The sequence below is a fragment of the Streptomyces sp. NPDC002566 genome, assembly GCF_042889585.1.
In the GTDB taxonomy this organism is placed as follows: domain Bacteria; phylum Actinomycetota; class Actinomycetes; order Streptomycetales; family Streptomycetaceae; genus Streptomyces.
The window spans coordinates 966,190-982,199 of the sequence record NZ_JBIARD010000002.1 but is presented as its reverse complement, the minus strand read 5'-3'; the positions used below and the strand labels follow the sequence as shown (position 1 = coordinate 982,199).

At 73.7% G+C, this 16,010-nt stretch carries 15 protein-coding genes; 4 read left to right on the top strand and 11 right to left on the bottom strand.

Annotated features, from left to right (window positions below):
* Window positions 1–91: 91 nt before the first annotated feature.
* The 4 genes from ACFYXA_RS11410 (at window position 92) to ACFYXA_RS11395 (ending at window position 6,042) form a co-directional block, all read left to right on the top strand.
* On the top strand, window positions 92–2,077 hold the full coding sequence (locus tag ACFYXA_RS11410) for a heavy metal translocating P-type ATPase (RefSeq protein ID WP_389031009.1): 1,986 nt from the start codon (window positions 92–94) through the stop codon (window positions 2,075–2,077).
* 219 nt (window positions 2,078–2,296) lie between these two features.
* A complete protein-coding gene (locus tag ACFYXA_RS11405; protein WP_389031005.1) occupies window positions 2,297–3,532 on the top strand; it encodes a phosphatidylserine/phosphatidylglycerophosphate/cardiolipin synthase family protein in 1,236 nt (411 codons plus the stop codon).
* A gap of 67 nt (window positions 3,533–3,599) precedes the next feature.
* On the top strand, window positions 3,600–5,261 hold the full coding sequence (locus ACFYXA_RS11400) for an NAD-dependent malic enzyme (protein WP_389031002.1): 1,662 nt from the start codon (window positions 3,600–3,602) through the stop codon (window positions 5,259–5,261).
* Between the two features lie 91 nt (window positions 5,262–5,352).
* A complete protein-coding gene (locus tag ACFYXA_RS11395; protein ID WP_389030998.1) occupies window positions 5,353–6,042 on the top strand; it encodes a GAF and ANTAR domain-containing protein in 690 nt (229 codons plus the stop codon).
* Window positions 6,043–6,099: 57 nt separating this feature from the next.
* Here the strand turns inward: ACFYXA_RS11395 and ACFYXA_RS11390 are convergent, their stop codons facing one another.
* The 11 genes from ACFYXA_RS11390 to ACFYXA_RS11340 all read right to left on the bottom strand — a co-directional run bounded on the left by ACFYXA_RS11390 (window position 6,100) and on the right by ACFYXA_RS11340 (window position 16,009).
* On the bottom strand, window positions 6,100–6,810 hold the full coding sequence (locus ACFYXA_RS11390; protein ID WP_130440091.1) for a FadR/GntR family transcriptional regulator: 711 nt from the start codon (window positions 6,808–6,810) through the stop codon (window positions 6,100–6,102).
* Window positions 6,811–6,996: 186 nt separating this feature from the next.
* Window positions 6,997–7,728, bottom strand: coding sequence for a FadR/GntR family transcriptional regulator (locus tag ACFYXA_RS11385; RefSeq protein ID WP_389030994.1), 732 nt, complete (start codon window positions 7,726–7,728; stop codon window positions 6,997–6,999).
* Window positions 7,719–8,720, bottom strand: coding sequence for an aldo/keto reductase (locus ACFYXA_RS11380; RefSeq protein WP_389030991.1), 1,002 nt, complete (start codon window positions 8,718–8,720; stop codon window positions 7,719–7,721). Before ACFYXA_RS11380 ends, ACFYXA_RS11385 begins: the two co-directional genes overlap by 10 nt.
* Window positions 8,721–8,780: 60 nt before the next feature.
* Window positions 8,781–9,818 (bottom strand): PfkB family carbohydrate kinase, encoded by a 1,038-nt coding sequence (locus ACFYXA_RS11375; protein WP_389030988.1) that lies wholly within the window; start codon window positions 9,816–9,818, stop codon window positions 8,781–8,783.
* Complete coding sequence (locus ACFYXA_RS11370; RefSeq protein ID WP_389030985.1) at window positions 9,815–10,432, bottom strand: bifunctional 4-hydroxy-2-oxoglutarate aldolase/2-dehydro-3-deoxy-phosphogluconate aldolase; 618 nt, start codon at window positions 10,430–10,432, stop codon at window positions 9,815–9,817. The genes ACFYXA_RS11375 and ACFYXA_RS11370 overlap by 4 nt, the downstream gene beginning before the upstream one ends.
* 11 nt (window positions 10,433–10,443) lie before the next feature.
* Window positions 10,444–11,205 carry a 2-dehydro-3-deoxy-D-gluconate 5-dehydrogenase KduD gene (gene kduD, locus ACFYXA_RS11365; RefSeq protein ID WP_389030982.1) on the bottom strand — a complete coding sequence of 254 codons (762 nt, stop codon included), beginning with the start codon at window positions 11,203–11,205 and terminating at the stop codon, window positions 10,444–10,446.
* Window positions 11,202–12,245, bottom strand: coding sequence for a zinc-binding dehydrogenase (locus ACFYXA_RS11360; RefSeq protein ID WP_389030979.1), 1,044 nt, complete (start codon window positions 12,243–12,245; stop codon window positions 11,202–11,204). Before ACFYXA_RS11360 ends, kduD begins: the two co-directional genes overlap by 4 nt.
* Complete coding sequence (locus tag ACFYXA_RS11355) at window positions 12,242–12,679, bottom strand: RbsD/FucU domain-containing protein (protein ID WP_389030976.1); 438 nt, start codon at window positions 12,677–12,679, stop codon at window positions 12,242–12,244. Before ACFYXA_RS11355 ends, ACFYXA_RS11360 begins: the two co-directional genes overlap by 4 nt.
* Entirely contained in the window at window positions 12,670–13,554 is an 885-nt protein-coding gene (locus ACFYXA_RS11350) for an amidohydrolase family protein (protein WP_389030973.1), read from the bottom strand. Before ACFYXA_RS11350 ends, ACFYXA_RS11355 begins: the two co-directional genes overlap by 10 nt.
* On the bottom strand, window positions 13,547–14,881 hold the full coding sequence (locus tag ACFYXA_RS11345; protein WP_352246883.1) for an L-fuconate dehydratase: 1,335 nt from the start codon (window positions 14,879–14,881) through the stop codon (window positions 13,547–13,549). The genes ACFYXA_RS11350 and ACFYXA_RS11345 overlap by 8 nt, the downstream gene beginning before the upstream one ends.
* Window positions 14,882–14,965: 84 nt before the next feature.
* Window positions 14,966–16,009: an ABC transporter permease gene (locus ACFYXA_RS11340; protein WP_389031696.1), complete on the bottom strand. Its 1,044-nt coding sequence runs from the start codon at window positions 16,007–16,009 to the stop codon at window positions 14,966–14,968.
* Between the last annotated feature and the right edge of the window lies 1 nt (window position 16,010).

Sequence of the window (16,010 nt, the reverse complement as noted above, 5' to 3'; positions counted from 1 at the left end):
GACAGCATACCGACGACATATGAAGACCTGTTCATATGTTCCTGTATGGTGTGGGGGTCCCTGCCGCCGTGCCCCCGAGGGGTCGATCGTCATGCCTTCCGCCGTGGACCAGCGCCCCGCCCCGGGCCTGACCGGCCCGCGCCCGAGCCCCGCGCCGCCCGGGCGGCGCACCCGCCTGCTGGCGCTGCCGGAGGCCCGGTGGGCGCTGGCCGCGCTCGCCCTGTTCCTCCCCGCCCTCGCGCTGCACCTGCTCGGCGCGCCCGGGTGGACGTGGGGACCGCTGTTCGCCGCCGTCTACGTCACCGGCGGCTGGGAGCCGGCCCTGGAGGGGCTGAGGGCCGCGCGGGAGAGGACCCTGGACGTCGACCTGCTGATGGTCGTCGCGGCGCTGGGCGCGGCGGCCATCGGCCAGGTGCTGGACGGCGCGCTGCTGATCGTCATCTTCGCCGCGTCCGGCGCCCTCGAAGCCGTGGCCACCGCCCGCACCGCCGACTCCGTGCGCGGGCTGCTCGACCTCGCGCCCGACACCGCGACCCGGCTCACCGGCGGCGGCGAGGAGACCGTCCCTGCCGACCGCCTCGCCCCCGGCGACGTCATCCTCGTCCGGCCCGGCGAGCGGATCGGCGCCGACGGCCGCGTCGTGGCGGGCGCCGGCGAGGTCGACCAGGCCACCATCACCGGCGAGCCCCTGCCGGCCCCCAAGGAACCCGGCGACGAGGTCTTCGCCGGGACCGTCAACGGCACCGGCGCCCTGCGCGTCCGCGTCGAACGCGACCCGTCCGACTCCGTCCTGGCCCGCATCGTGAAGATGGTCGAGGAGGCCGCCGAGACCAAGGCGCCCACCCAGCTGTTCATCGAGAAGGTCGAACAGCGCTACAGCGTGGGCATGGTCGCCGCCACCGTCCTGATCTTCGCCGTTCCGCTGCTGCTCGGCACCGATCTGCGGGACGCGCTCCTGCGGGCCATGACCTTCATGATCGTCGCCTCGCCCTGCGCCATCGTCCTCGCGACGATGCCGCCGCTCCTGTCGGCCATGGCCAACGCCGGCCGGCACGGGGTCCTCGTCAAGTCCGCCGTCGTCATGGAACGCCTCGGGCAGGTCGACGCGGTCGCCCTGGACAAGACCGGCACCCTCACCCAGGGCGCGCCCCGCGTCACCGACGTACGCCCCCTGCCCGACGGGGGCACGGACCCGGACGAGCTGCTCCTGCTCGCCGCGGCGGCCGAGCACGCCAGCGAGCACCCGCTGGCCCGCGCCGTGACCGAGGCCGCGCGCAGTCGCCGGCTGACCCCGCCCGAGGCGACCGGGTTCCGCTCCGTGCCCGGCGCCGGGGTCACCGCCGTCGTCGACGGCCGCACCGTGAGCGTCGGCAGCCCCGCCCGGCTCCTGCCCGACGGGCACCCCGCGCGCGCCGCGGCCGGGCGACTGGAGGAAGAGGGCCGCACGGCCGTCCTGGTCACCGTCGACGGCACGCCAGCCGGCCTCCTCGGCGTGGCCGACCGGTTGCGGACCGACGCCGGCCGGGCCACCCGCGGCCTCACCGCTCTGACCGGCCGCCCGCCCGTCCTGCTCACCGGCGACAACCCGCGCGCGCCCCGTCGCCTCGCCGAGGAGGTCGGCATCACCGACGTGCGCGCCGGGCTGCTGCCCGAGGACAAGGTCGCCGCCGTGCGCGGGCTGGAGGGCGAGGGACGCCGGGTCCTGGTGGTGGGCGACGGCGTCAACGACGCGCCCGCCCTGGCCGCCGCGCACACCGGCGTCGCGATGGGCCGCACCGGCTCCGACCTCGCGCTGGACGCGGCCGACGCCGTCGTCGTCCGCGACGAACTCGCCGCCGTCCCCGCCGTGATCGCGCTCTCCCGGCGCGCACGCCGCCTGGTCGCGCAGAACCTGGTGATCGCGGGCACGTTCATCGCCGCCCTGGTCCTGTGGGACCTGTTCGGCACCCTCCCCCTGCCGCTCGGCGTCGCCGGGCACGAGGGCTCCACCGTCCTCGTCGGCCTCAACGGCCTGCGCCTGCTGACGGAGGGCGCCTGGCAGCGGGCGCGCGGAGCGAGCGAGGCGGCCACCGGCTGACGGTGAGGGACCTCGCCGGTCAGCCGGTGGAGCCCGCTCCAGGCGACCGCTGAGCGGCCGCGCGCCGCGACCCCGCTCCCCGTACCGCCAGGTGATCCGTCTCGCAACCAGGCCTCCCGACACCCCCGGCCGGCCCGGCGCTACAGTCGCGTGTACCGCGCCGGGCCCCGCCGGCGGCCGCGGTTGTTTCATGTCGGGCCGGCAGAGCAAGGGTCAGGGATGACCAGCACACAGGAGAACGCGCCCGTCGTGTCCACCCGCGAGGCCGGGGAGTCCGTGGCCGCCGGGCGGTCCGACTTCGCCGAGCGGGCCGCCCGGATACGGCGGCGGCTCGAACGGCTCATCGGCATCGCGGCCACCGAGGGGAACGCCCTGGTCGTCCTGCGCAACGGGGACGAGATCTTCCCCGCGATGCTGGAGAGCATCCGGTCCGCCGAGCACACCGTCGACATGATGACGTTCGTGTACTGGAAGGGCGACATCGCCCGCCAGTTCGCCCGCGCGCTGTCCGAGAGGGCCCGCGCGGGCGTCAGGGTGCGGCTGCTGCTCGACGGCTTCGGCAGCCGCCTGATCGAGAAGGACCTGCTGGAGGAGATGGGCCGCTCCGGCGTACAGGTCGCCTGGTTCCGCAGACCGCTCTACCTGTCCCCGCTGAAACAGAACCACCGCTGCCACCGCAAGGTCCTCGTCGTCGACGAACAGGTCGCCTTCACCGGCGGGGTGGGCATCGCCGAGGAGTGGTGCGGCGACGCCCGCAACCCGGGCGAGTGGCGCGACACGCACGTACGGCTCACCGGTCCCGCGGTCGACGGCGTCGCCGCCGCGTTCGCGCAGAACTGGGCCGAATGCCACGACGAGCTGTTCGACGACCGCGACCGCTTCACCGGGCACCGCCCGCAGGGCGACGCCGTCGTCCAGGTGGTGCGCGGCTCCGCGAGCTTCGGCTGGCAGGACATGCAGACCCTGATGCGCGTGATGATCGAGTCCGCCGAGCAGCGGTTCCGGCTGGCCACCGCCTACTTCTCCCCGGACGCGTACTTCGTCGAGCTGCTGTGCGCCGCCGCCCGCCGCGGCGTGGAGGTGGAGATTCTGCTGCCCGGCCCGCACACCGACAAGCGCGTCTGCCAGCTCGCGGGCCAGCATTTCTACGAGGACCTCCTCGCCTGCGGAGTGAAGATCCACCAGTACCAGCCGACCATGATGCACGCCAAGATCGTCACCGTGGACCGCACGGCCGCCCTCGTCGGCTCCACCAACTTCAACCGGCGCTCCCTCGACCACGACGAAGAGGTCATGCTCGCCGTGCTCGACGAACGCTTCACCGCCGTCCTCGACGCCCACTTCGACGAGGACACCGCGGTCAGCACGCCGATCGTGCCCGGCCGCTGGAAGAAGCGCCCGCTGCGGCAGCGCGCCTACGAAACCGTCGTACAGCCCGTACGCCGCTTCCTGTGACGGCCGGGCCCCCGTGCCTTACCGAGTTTTTGGGTGCGGACCCCGACATCCCGGGCAGCAGACGGGCATGACAGCCAGCGACACCACCCGTGGCACGGCACTGCTCTGCGACCCCCTGCGCAACCGGGGAACCGCCTTCAGCCGGCGCGACCGCGCCGAACTGGGCCTCGACGGGCTCCTCCCGCCCGCCGTCGAAACCCTCGACGAGCAGGCCGACCGTGCCTACGAAGCGTTCCTCGGCTACGACAAGCCGCTCAACCGGCACATCTACCTGCGCCAGTTGCAGGACACCAACGAGGTGCTGTTCCACCGGCTGGTCACCCGGCACCTGGAGGAGATGCTGCCGGTCGTCTACACCCCCACGGTGGGCGAGGCCTGCCGCCGCTTCAGCGAGATCTACCGCAGGCCGCGCGGACTGTTCCTGTCGTACGACGACCGGCACCGCTTCCGGGAGATCCTGCGCAACCGGCCCCACGCCGACGTCGACGTCATCGTCGTCACCGACGGCCAGCGCATCCTCGGCCTCGGCGACCAGGGCGTCGGCGGCATGGGCATCCCGATCGGCAAGCTCAGCCTCTACACCGCCATCGGCGGCATCCACCCGGCGCGCACCCTGCCCGTCCTGCTGGACGTCGGCACCGACAACGAGGAACTGCTGGCCGACCCGCACTACCTCGGCACCCGCGGCCGCCGGGTCACGGGCGACGAGTACGACGAGCTGGTGGAGCTGTTCGTCTCGGCCGTCGAGGCGGAACTGCCCGGCACCCTCCTCCAGTGGGAGGACTTCGCCACCGCGCACGCGCGCCCGATCCTCACCCGCTACCAGGACCGGCTGCTGACCTTCAACGACGACATCCAGGGAACGGCGGCCGTGGCGCTCGGCGCGCTCACCACGGCGACCGAGATCGCCGGCGGCAGCCTGTCCGACCAGCGCTTCGTGGTGCTCGGCGCAGGGTCCGCGGCCGTCGGCGTCGCCGACATGATCCGCGCCGCCCTCGAAGAGGAGGGCCTGTCGGCGGACGACGCCGTCTCCCGCTTCTGGTTCGTGGACGTCGACGGACTGCTGCTCGCGTCGCGGTCCGGCCTCACCGAGGAGCAGCGCACCTACGTCCGCGACGACGACGAGGTGGGCGACTGGGACGGCGACGGTGCGCCCGGCCTCGCCGAGGTCGTGCGCCGCGTGCGGCCCACCGTGCTGATCGGGCTGTCCACCGCGCACGGGGCGTTCACCGAGGAGATCGTGCGGGACATGGCCGCCGGCTGCGAACGCCCGGTCGTGTTCCCGCTGTCCAACCCCACCTCGCACGCTGAGGCCGACCCCGCCGACCTGGCCCGCTGGACCGACGGGAAGGTGCTGGTCGCGACCGGGTCCCCGTTCCCGCCGCTGCGCATCGACGGCCGTGACGTGCCGGTCGCGCAGGCCAACAACGTGTACGTCTTCCCCGCGATCGGCCTCGCCGTCACCGCCGCCCGCGCCACCCGGGTGACGGACCGGATGATGGTCGCCGCGGCCCGCGCCGTGGGCCGCTGCGCCGCCCGCTCCGCACCGGACGACGGCTCCCCGGCACCCCTGCTGCCGCCGCTGGGCCGGATGCGGGACGCCGCCCGTGAGATCGCCCTCGCCGCGGCCCTCGCGGCCGTCGAGGACGGCGTCGCCCCGAAGGCCACCGAGGACGAGCTGCGCGCCGCGATCGACGCCGCCCAGTGGACCCCCGACTACGACGACTGAGAAACCCGCCATGAGGCGGGAGGCGGGAAGCCGGGTATGAGGTTCACCGTCGGGTGTACGTCTGCCCGACGGAGAGCGAGGGAGGACAGCGGTGGACTGGGACCGGTTCGCGCAGAAGATGGCGTCGATGGCGCGGGACCTCCTGGCGCAGGAGTCGGTCGGCGCGACCCTGGAGCGGATCACCGCGTCCGCCATCGAACTGGTGGACGGGTGCGACGCGGCCGGCATCCTCCTGCTGCGCGGCTCCGAGGTGGAGACCCTCGCCGCCACCGACCAGCTCGTCGTCGACAGCGACCTGCTGCAGGCGCGGCTGGGCGAGGGGCCCTGCTTCGACGCCGCCCGCACCGCGACCGGCGAGCGCGTCTTCCGCATCGCCGACTTCACCGCCGAGCAGCCCCGCTGGCCCGCCTACGCCCCGCGCGCCCGCGCCCTCGGCGTGGGCAGCATGATGGGCTTCCTGCTGTTCACCGAGGAGGAGGACCTCGGCGCGCTCAACCTCTACTCCCGCCGCCCCGGGGCGTTCACCGAGGCCAGCGAGCTGTCCGGCTGGCTGCTCGCCTCCCACGCGGCGGTCGCCTTCTCCAGTGCCCGCACCCACGCCCAGCTGGAGCAGGCCATCGCCACCCGCCACCTCATCGGCGAGGCCATGGGCATCCTGATGGGCCGTCACCAGCTCAGTGAGGAACAGGCCTTCGACGTTCTGCGCCGCTACTCCCAGGAGAACAACGTCAAACTCCGCGAGGTGGCCCGCCTCGTCTGCGAGAAGGGCGCCGCCCCGTGACCGCTCTCTCGGGCGACGACCGGTCGAGGCGGGTTCGTCGACGACATGCGTCGACCGTCAGCGCGGCTCCTGCTCGAAGCCGGCGGAGCGCAGGTGCTCGCGCAGCCAGCGCTCGGTGTTGCCGACGTGGAGCAGGGCGGCGGCCTGACTCAGGTTGGCGTCACGCGCGCTGAGCGCGTCGAAGATCGCCTCGTGTTCCGCGAGGGTCCGCCCGGCCGCCTGGTCGTCGACCAGCCCGCGCCAGATGCGGGCGCGCAGGGTGCGGCCCGAGACGCCCTCCAGCAGCGTGAGCAGCGTTTCGTTGCCGGTGGCCGCGACGACGGCGCGATGGAAGGCCGCGTCATGGGCGTTGAGTCGCTCCACGTCGTCACGCGCCTCGCGCATGGCGTCCAAGTGGCGCTCGACCTCGCCCAGTTGAGCGTCCGAGATCCGGCTCGCGGCGAGCCCCGTGGCGAGCGGTTCGAGCAGCCGCCGCACCTCCATCAGGTCCAGCAACGCCCCGTTGTCGCCCTGGAGGAGTTCCACCGCGCCGCCGAGGCTCTCCAGGAGCAGGCTCGGCTGGAGACTGGTGACGTAGGTCCCGTCACCGCGCTTGACTTCGAGGACCCGGGCGACGGCCAGCGCCTTGACCGCCTCGCGGGCCAGGTTGCGCGAGAGGCCCAGCTGCGCCGCCAGCTCGGGTTCCGGCGGCAGCTTCGCTCCCGGCGGCAGCGCGCCCGAGCGGATCAGTTCACGGATCTGCTCGATGGCCCTGTCGGTCAGGGACAACGGGAGCTCCTTTCCGCGAGTGCGCCGCGCGCACGGGCCCTGTTCGTCTCGTCGAGTCCCGGGCGGGAAGGCCCTGAAGTGTGACGTCGATGATAGCCGTGCGCCCGGCGCGGATCGGAGGCCGTCCTGTCGGCGGCCCGACCCCGTTCCGCTCGTGCGAAGGCGGCGGTGTACGGCGGTCCGGTGTCACGAGGGCGGCCCGGACGCGGCGGCCGTCTCGCGCCGGGCGCCGCCGGCCGCCAGGTGCTCCCGCAGCCACTGCTCGGTGCTGCTGACGTGCAGCAGCGCGGCGGCCTGACTGAGGCCGGCGTCCCGCGCGGCCAGCGCCGCGTAGATCGCCTCGTGCTCGGCGAGGGTGCGTCCCGCGGCGCGGGTGTCCACCAGGCCGCGCCAGATCCTGGCCCGCAGGGTGCGCCCCGCGATGCCCTCCAGCAGCATGATCAGCGTCTCGTTGCCGGTGATGTCCGCGATGGCCCGGTGGAACGCCGCGTCGTGGACGGTCAGCCGCTCGATGTCGTCGCGCGCCGCCCGCATGGCGTCCAGGTGCCGCCTCACCTCGGCCAGCCCGTCGTCCGAGATCCGGGCGACGGCCAGCGCCGCGACGGCGGGCTCCAGCAGCCGCCGTACCTCCATGAGGTCCAGCACCGCGCCGGGGTCGCCCTGGAGGAGTTCCACCGCGCCGCCGAGGCCCTCCAGGAGCAGGCTCGGCTGGAGGCTGGTGACATAGGTGCCGTCGCCGCGTCTGACCTCCAGCACACGGGCCACGGAGAGGGCCTTCACCGCCTCCCGGGCGAGGTTGCGGGAGAGGCCGAGCTGAGCGGCCAGCTCCTGCTCCGGAGGCAGCTTGGAACCCGGGGGCAGCGCGCCGGTGGCGATGAGCTCGCGGATCCTCGTGATCGCCTTGTCGGTCAGGGACACGGGAAGTTCCTCCCGGAGGGCACGTCGGCCCTGATCAGTCCCCGGTCGCGCAGGTCGTCCCACAGCGCGTCGGGGACGGCGTCGCGGTGGAGTCGTGCGTTGCGGGCGACCTCGCCGGGGTCGCGCATGCCGAGGGTGACATTGACGACGGCGGGGTGCGTCCAGGGGAAGGCGATGGCGGCCGCGGGGAGGGTGGTGCCGTGGGCCTCGCAGACCTCGGCGAGCGCGCGGGCCCGCGCGACGAGGCCGGACGGGGCGTCCTGGTAGTCGTACTTCATGCCCTCGGCGGGCCGGTCCTGGGAGAGCAGACCGGAGTTGAAGACGCCGGCCGCGACGACGCTCTTGCCGTGCTCCTGCGCGGCGGGCAGGACGTCGTCCAGGGCCGACTGGTCGAGCAGGGAGTAGCGGCCGGCGAGCATGACGACGTCGGCGGCCGTCTCCCGCAGGAAGCGGGCGAGCATGGCGGACTGGTTCATGCCCGCGCCGATCGCGCCGACGACGCCCTGGTCGCGGAGTTCGGCGAGGGCGGGCATCGCCTCGTCGGCGGCCTGGCGCCAGTGGTCGTCCGGGTCGTGCAGGTAGACGACGTCGATCCGGTCAAGGCCGGTGCGTTCCAGCGTGTCGTCGAGTGAGCGCAGTACGCCGTCGCGGCTGAAGTCCCACCGGCGGCACAGGTCGTCGCGGACGGCGAAGCCCTCGCTGTCCACGCCCCGGGGCTGTTCGTTGGGGACGAGGAGCCGGCCCGCCTTGGAGGAGACTGTGTACTCGCCGCGGGGCCGGCCGCGCAGGGCGGCGCCGAGACGCCGTTCGGACAGGCCGAGGCCGTAGTGCGGCGCGGTGTCGAAGTAGCGGATGCCGGCGTCCCAGGCCGCGTCGACGGCGGCGGCCGCCTCCTCGGCCGGCGTGACGCGGTACAGGTTGCCGATCACCGAGCCGCCGAAGCCGAGTTCGGAGACAGTGACCGCCGTGCCGCGGATTTTCCGGTGGTGCAAGACGTTCTCCTCGGTCGTGCGGGTGCGGGTGCAGGCTGGTTCCGGGTGCGGGTCGTCCGGTCAGCGTCGGACGTGGGCCGTGGCGCCGGCGGCCAGCGCCTCGACCTCGTCGAGGGTGGCCATGGAGACGTCCCCGGGCGTGGTCATGGTGAGCGCGCCGTGCGCGGTGCCGTAGGCGAGGGCGCGCTCCAGGCCGGCGCCGGTGAGCAGACCGTGGACGAGCCCGGCGGCGAACCCGTCTCCCGAGCCTATGCGGTCCAGGACGTGCAGGCCGGGCATGAGGGGGCCGGTCACCACGCCGGTCGCGGCGGACCAGGCGGCCGACGACCAGTCGTTGACCCCGGCGGAGGGGACCTCGCGCAGGGTCGTCGCCAGCACCCCGGCGCCCGGCAGCAGACCGGCGACCTCGGTCAGCGCGTCGGGCACCTCGTTCCGTGTCAGACGGCCGGCGTCAGGCCCGGCGCCCGCGAGCCCCAGGGCGCCCACGACGACGTCGGCGTGCCGGGCGAGCCGCAGGTCCGTCTCGCGGGCCCGGTCGGCCCCGCCCCGGCCGGCCCACAGACTCGGGCGGTAGTTGGGGTCGTAGGAGACCGTCACCCCATGGCGGCGGGCGGCGGCCATCGCCTCGTCGGCGACGTCGGCGGTGGTGTCCGACAGGCCGGCGAACACGCCCCCGGTGTGGAACCAGCGCACCGGGCCGGAGAACACGGCGTCCCAGTCGACGTCCCCCTCGCGCAGCCGGGACACGGCGGTGTTCGCCCGGTCGCTGACGCCGAGCGCGCCCCGGACGCCGTAACCGCGCTCGACGAAGTTGAGGCCGTTGCGCACGGTGCGGCCGGCGCCGTCGTCGGGCGTCCAGCGGATCAGCGAGGTGTCGACACCGCCCTGGAGGACGAGGTCCTCGACGAGCCGGCCCACCGCGTTGTCGACGAGCGCGGTCACCACGGCGGTACGCCACCCGAAGCAACGGCGCAGCCCTCGTACGACGTTGTACTCCCCGCCGCCCTCCCAGACCCGGAAGGAGCGGGTGGTGCGGATGCGTCCCTCTCCGGGGTCGAAGCGCAGCATCACCTCGCCCAGGGCGATCACGTCGGTCACGGCGTGCTCCTCGCCACGGCCTCGGCGGTCAGCCGGCGGATCTCCGCGTACTCACCGCGCTCCAGGTGGCCGTCGGCCGCCATCCAGCTGCCGCCCACGGCCAGGACCGCCGGATGGGCCAGGTAGGAGGCCAACCGGTCCGGGCCGATGCCGCCGGTGGGCACGAACCGCGCCTGTGGGAAGGGCGCCGCGAGGGCCCGGATCATCCGCGTGCCGCCGAGCGGTTCGGCGGGGAACAGCTTGACCGTGTCCAGGCCCGCCTTCAGCGCACACATCAACTCGGTCGCCGTCGCCGCACCGGGCACGACCGGCACGCCCAACTCCTTTGCCTTGTCGATCACTTCGGCGTCGAAACCGGGGGAGACGAGGAACCGCGCGCCGGCCGCCACGGCTCGCTCCGCCTGGTCCGGTGTGAGCACGGTGCCGGCCCCGACGGTCAGAGCGCCGTGCGCCGCCATCGCCTTGAGGGCCTGTTCGGCGTCGGGCGTGCGGAGGGTGACCTCGGCGCACCGGGCGCCGCCCGCCGCGAGCGCGTCGGCCAGCGGACCGGCGCTCGCGGCGGAGGCGACCGTCAGCACGGGCAGCAGCCGGGACCCCGCCAGTACGGCCGTCATGCCGGCGCCGCTCATCGGCCGAGCCATCCGCCGTCGACCGGAATGACGGCGCCGTGGACATAGTCGGCCGCGTCGGAGGCGAGGAACACGGTGGCGCCCGCGAGATCGTCGGCGTTCCCCCACCGGGCGGCCGGGATGCGGTCGAGGATGGCCTTGCTGCGGGCGGGGTCGTCCTGCAGTGCCCGGGTGTTGTCGGTGGCGATGTATCCGGGGGCGATGGCGTTGACGTTGACGCCGTGCGGCGCCCACTCGTTGGCCAGCGCCTTGGTGAGGCCGGCGACGCCGTGCTTGGCGGCGGTGTAGCCGGGGACGGTGATGCCGCCCTGGAAGCTGAGCAGCGATGCGGTGAAGACGATCTTGCCGTGTCCGCGGGCGACCATGGCCGCCCCGACCGCACGGGTGAGGGCGAACTGTGCGCTCAGATTGACCTGGAGCACCAACTCCCAGTCGGCGTCGCTGTGTTCGGCGGCCGGTGCGCGGCGGATCGTGCCGGCGTTGTTGACGAGGATGTCCACCGGGCGTTCCCGCGCGGCCAGTTCGGCTCCGAGGGCGCGGACTGCGTCGGGGTCGGCGAAGTCGGCGCGGATCGCCTCGAAGGCGCGGCCGGCGGCGGTGACGTCCTTCTCCACCTCGCTGCCGGACTCCTCCAGCGAGGCGCTGACGCCGATGACGTCCGCGCCGGCCTCGGCGAGCGCGCGGGCCATGGCCCGGCCGATCCCGCGCCGGGCACCGGTGACGACGGCGAGCCTGCCGGTGAGGTCGAAGGCGTTCATACGGCGGCTCCCCGCGGGGCGTTGGCGCAGTCGAGCAGGATCTTCATCACGTCGCCGCCGCTCTCCAGCGCCTCGAACGCGGCGGACGCCTCGGTGAGGGGCACGACCTTGCTGATCAGGCGCTGGGCGGGGACGGTGCCGTCGGCGACCAGGGTGACCGCCTGCTCGAAGTCGGAGCGGTCGTACAACCGCGCCCCGACGAGGGTGAGTTCACGCCAGAAGAAGCGGTGCAGGTTCACCTCGCGGGGCCTGGGGTGGATGGCGACCAGGCACAACCGTCCGCGCGCGCCGAGGACTTCCACCGCGGTGTCCACGCCGCCCGCCGCGCCGGACACCTCGAAGGCGATGTCCGCGCCCGCGTCGCCGGTCCACCGGGCGACGAGTTCGGGGATGTCGTGGGCGGCCGGGTCCCAGGCGGTCAGGCCGAGGTCCTCGGCGAGCAGCCGCCGGTGGGCGTTGAGTTCGACCACGCGGACGTCGGCGCCGGCGGCCCGCGCCACCAGCGCGATGAGGACGCCGACCGGACCGCCGCCGACCACGACGACCCGGTCGCCGTCGCTTACCCCGGCCCGGCCCACGTCGTGCACCGCGACCGCGGTGGGCTCGACCAGGGCGCCTTGGTCCAGGGGCAGGGAGTCGGGCAGCCGTACCAGGGTGGAGGCGGGGACGGTCCACCGCTGCTGCATCGCGCCGGGGGAGTCGATGCCGATGAAGTCCAGGTGCCGGCAGATGTGCCGATGACCCGCCCGGCAGGCAGGGCAGGAGTCGTCCCAGCGCAGCGGCATCACGGTGACCGCGTCACCGGGCCGCCATCCTTCGACGCCGGGTCCGACCCGGACGACCCGGCCGGACATCTCGTGCCCGAGGACGGCGGGCGCGGCGACCCGGGCGTCCATGTCGCCGTGGAAGATGTGCAGGTCGGTGCCGCAGATGCCGACGTAGGCGGGGGCGAGTTCCACCTCACCGGGGCCGGGCGGCGCGACGGGCGCGGGCGCGGTGTCCAGGGTGCGGGCGCGGGTGTAGCGGACGGCGAGTGTCATCGCGGGGTCAGGGTCCCTTCAGCGCGGACGCCGATGGTCAGCAGCAGGTTGGCGTAGGTCCGTGTGTCGGCCGTGACGATCGCCAGGGCCAGGTCGGGTGAGCGGGCGGCGTCGTAGAACGCGAAGCGGCCCAGGGCGTCGACGGCGACGGGCGCGAGCAGCGAGCGGTACTCGGCGACGGCGGGCGGTTCCGGCTCGCCCTCGGGCGGCACCATCACCTGCGCCGACTCCACGGGCAGGGCCCGCAGCAGCACCCCGAGGACGGTGGTGACGTCGAGGACGCCGGGGGAGAGGTTGAGGTGGACGGTCCGCGCCCGTTCCCCGACGGCGGTGCTCGCGGGGTAGTGCCCGTCGGCGAGCAGGACGCGGGCGCCGTGCCCAGCTCCCGCGAGCGCTTCGAGGATGCCGGGGTGCAGCAGTTCGGTCAGGAGCACGGTGCGTCCTTCAGACGGTAGAACTCGGTCGCGGCGCCGGCCAGGATCATCCCGGCCTCGTCGGTGGAGCAGTCGTGCAGCAGTTCCTCGACGGCGCCGGCCCAGCGGTCCCAGCCGCCGGCGAGGACGCACACGGGCCAGTCGGAGCCGAACATCAGCCGGTCGGGGCCGAAGGCGGCCAGCAGGGTGTCCCACACGGGCCGGATGTCGTCGAGGGTCCAGGTGCGGTGGTCGGCCTCGGTGATCAGCCCGGAGACCTTGCACCGCACCTGGGGGCAGTCGGCCAGCGCGCGCACCTGCCGCGTCCACTCGGCGAGCGAGGACCGGCCGACGGGCGGCTTGCCGGCGTGGTCCAGGACCAGCGGAAGGTCCGGGAAGCGCCGGGCGAGGCGGACGGCCTGCGGGAACTGGTGGCCGCGGATGAGCACGTCGTACCCGAGCCCCCGCTCCCGTACGGCGCGCAGGCCCCGTTCGACGGCCGGCCGCTGCAGCCACCGCGGGTCCGACTCGCCCTGGACGAGGTGGCGCAGGGCCCGCAGCCGCCCGCCGCCGGGCCCGGCACGCAGTTCGTCGAGCACGTCGCCGACCGTGGGCGAGGCGAGGTCCGCCCAGCCGACGACCGCGCCGATCAGCGGATCCCGTTCCGCGAGGGCCAGCAGCTCCCTCGTCTCGTCGACCGAGGCCACGCACTGGACCAGCACCGTCCGGGTCAGCCGCCGTCCCGCGAGGGGCCGGCCCGCGGCCCGCCGCAGGTCTCCCATGCCGTGCGTGCGGCGGATCGGTTCGAGGCCGGGCTCGTCCAGCCAGGGCTGGGGGCGTCGGTCCAGGTCCCACACATGGTGGTGGGCGTCGACCAGAGGCAGCGGCTCAGACACGGGCGGACCAGACCGGGCCGTCGGGGTAGAGGTACTCCTTCAGCGTCTCCGGGTGCATCTGCGCGCTCAGCCCGGGCCGCGTCGGCGCGAGGTACCGGCCGTCGACGACGCGCACCGGGTCGACGAAGTGCTCGTGCAGATGGTCCACGTACTCGATGACCCGGTCCTCGGTGGTGCCGGTGACGGCGACGTAGTCGAACATCGACAGGTGCTGCACCATCTCGCACAGGCCGACCCCGCCGGCGTGCGGGCAGACCGGCACGCCGAACTTCGCCGCAAGCAGCAGGATCGCGATGTTCTCGTTGACGCCGCCCACCCGGGCCGAGTCGATCTGCACCACGTCCACCGCGCGCGCCTGCAACAGCTGCTTGAAGACGACCCGGTTGGCGACGTGCTCACCGGTGGCGACCTTGATCGGCGCCAGCGCCTCGCGGACGGCCGCGTGACCGAGGATGTCGTCGGGGGAGGTCGGCTCCTCGATCCAGTACGGGTCGTACGGGGCGAGCTCCCGCATCCAGTCGACGGCGGGGCCCACGTCCCATCTCTGGTTGGCGTCGACGGCGATGCGGACGTCCGGCCCCACCGCCTCACGCGCCACCCGCATACGACGTGTGTCGTCCGCCAGCGACGCCCCGACCTTCAGCTTGATCTGGGTGAAGCCGTCGGCGACGGCCTCGCGGGCGAGACGGGCCAGCTTCTCGTCGGAGTAGCCGAGCCAGCCCGGGGTGGTCGTGTACGCGGGATAGCCCTCGTCGATCAGCAGGCCGGTACGCCGTTCGCGGCCCGGTTCGGCACGGCGCAGGATCTCCAGCGCGTCCTCGGGGGTGAGGGCGTCGCTCAGCCAGCGGAAGTCGACCTGGGCGACGAGCTCCTCGGGCGTCATCTCGGAGAGGAAGCGCCAGACGGGCTTCCCGGCCCGCTTGGCGGCGAGGTCCCAGGCCGCGTTGACGACCGCGCCGGTCGCCATGTGGATGGCGCCCTTCTCCGGCCCCAGCCACCGCAGTTGCGGATCGTGGACGAGACCGCGCGCGAACGCGCCGAGGTCCCCGCAGACCTGCTCGACGGACAGGCCCACCACATACGGGGCGAGGGTGGCGATGGCGGCGGCCTGCGCGTCGTTGCCCCGGCCGGTGGTGAAGGCCAGCGCATGGCCCTCGAGACCGTCGCCGGCGTCGGTGCGCAGGACGACGTAGGCGGCCGAGTAGTCCGGTTCGGGGTTCATCGCGTCCGAGCCGTCGAGATGCTCGGACGTCGGGAAGCGCACGTCCAGCACGTCCAGGGCGGTGATGCGGGCAGACGCCGGAGAAGGGGACACAGCGGAGGACATGGCGGCAACTCCTGTGAGGGGCGAGAGGCGTGCGGCCCCTCGCGACGGGACATGGGAAGACGGCTCGGGGCGCGGGCCGCCCGGTCAGTCCTGGACCTTGCCGCCGGTGATGCGGGAGATCATCAGGGCGAACAGGATGATCAGGCCGTTGAGGGCGCCGATCCACTGGGCGGGGACGCCGGCCAGGGTGAGCACGTTCTGGATCATGAACAGCAGCAGGATGCCGCTGAACGCCCCGAACATGGTGCCCTTGCCGCCGTTGAGGCTGATCCCGCCGATGACGGCGGCGGCGAAGACGGTGAAGATGTAGCCGTTGCCCTGCGCCGAGGCGACCGACGCGAGCCGTCCGGAGAGCATCAGACCGGCGAGGGCGGCGAGCACGCTGCCGGTGACGATGACGATCCACAGCACCCGGTCGGTGCGGATGCCGGCCGCCTTCGCCGCGTCGACGTTGCCGCCGACGGCGTACAGGGACCGGCCGAAACTCGTCCAGCCGAGCACCACGATCGCCACGGCGAACAGCGCCAGGCAGATCCAGATCGACGCCGGCATCCCGAACCACTGCGCGGTGCCCAGGTACAGCATCGACTCGGGCAGCTGGAAGAACGTCTGGCCGCCGGACACACCGGTGAGGACGCCGCGCAGCACGATCAGCATGCCGAGGGTGACGATGAAGCCGTTGAGGCCGAAGCGGATGATCAGCAGTGCGTTGAGCACGCCGACGAGCGCGCCCACGGCGAGCGTCACGGGGACGGCCCACGCTCCGGAGAGCAGGCCCAGCCCGTGCCCGGCGCCGACCGGGACCACCAGCCAGGCCGCGATTCCGGGCGCGAGGCCCATCGTGGACTCCAGCGACAGGTCCATCTTCTTGACGATCAGGATCATCGTCTGGGCGAGGACCAGCAGCGCCATCTCCGACATGGTCTGCAGGACGTTGATCAGGTTGTCCGTCTGCAGGAAGACCGGGTTGACGATCTGGCCGACGATCGCGATGACCACGATCGCGGGAACCAGCGCCAGGTCGCGCAGCCGGGCCAGCGGCACCCGGCCGCCCAGCAGCGCGGTCCGCTTGAGCCGCGGCTTCGCCGCCGGGGGCGCGGGCGGGTGCGTGAGGACCGTTTCAGGCACT

Excerpts from the sequence above, each read along its gene's own strand:
- ACFYXA_RS11400 (WP_389031002.1), top strand. The coding sequence starts at position 3,600 with ATGACAGCCAGCGACACCACCCGTGGCACGGCACTGCTCTGCGACCCC.
- ACFYXA_RS11410 (WP_389031009.1), top strand. The coding sequence starts at position 92 with ATGCCTTCCGCCGTGGACCAGCGCCCCGCCCCGGGCCTGACCGGCCCG.
- ACFYXA_RS11405 (WP_389031005.1), top strand. The coding sequence starts at position 2,297 with ATGACCAGCACACAGGAGAACGCGCCCGTCGTGTCCACCCGCGAGGCC.
- ACFYXA_RS11370 (WP_389030985.1), bottom strand. The coding sequence starts at position 10,432 with ATGACGGCCGTACTGGCGGGGTCCCGGCTGCTGCCCGTGCTGACGGTC.
- kduD (WP_389030982.1), bottom strand. The coding sequence starts at position 11,205 with ATGAACGCCTTCGACCTCACCGGCAGGCTCGCCGTCGTCACCGGTGCC.
- ACFYXA_RS11345 (WP_352246883.1), bottom strand. The coding sequence starts at position 14,881 with ATGTCCTCCGCTGTGTCCCCTTCTCCGGCGTCTGCCCGCATCACCGCC.
- ACFYXA_RS11360 (WP_389030979.1), bottom strand. The coding sequence starts at position 12,245 with ATGACACTCGCCGTCCGCTACACCCGCGCCCGCACCCTGGACACCGCG.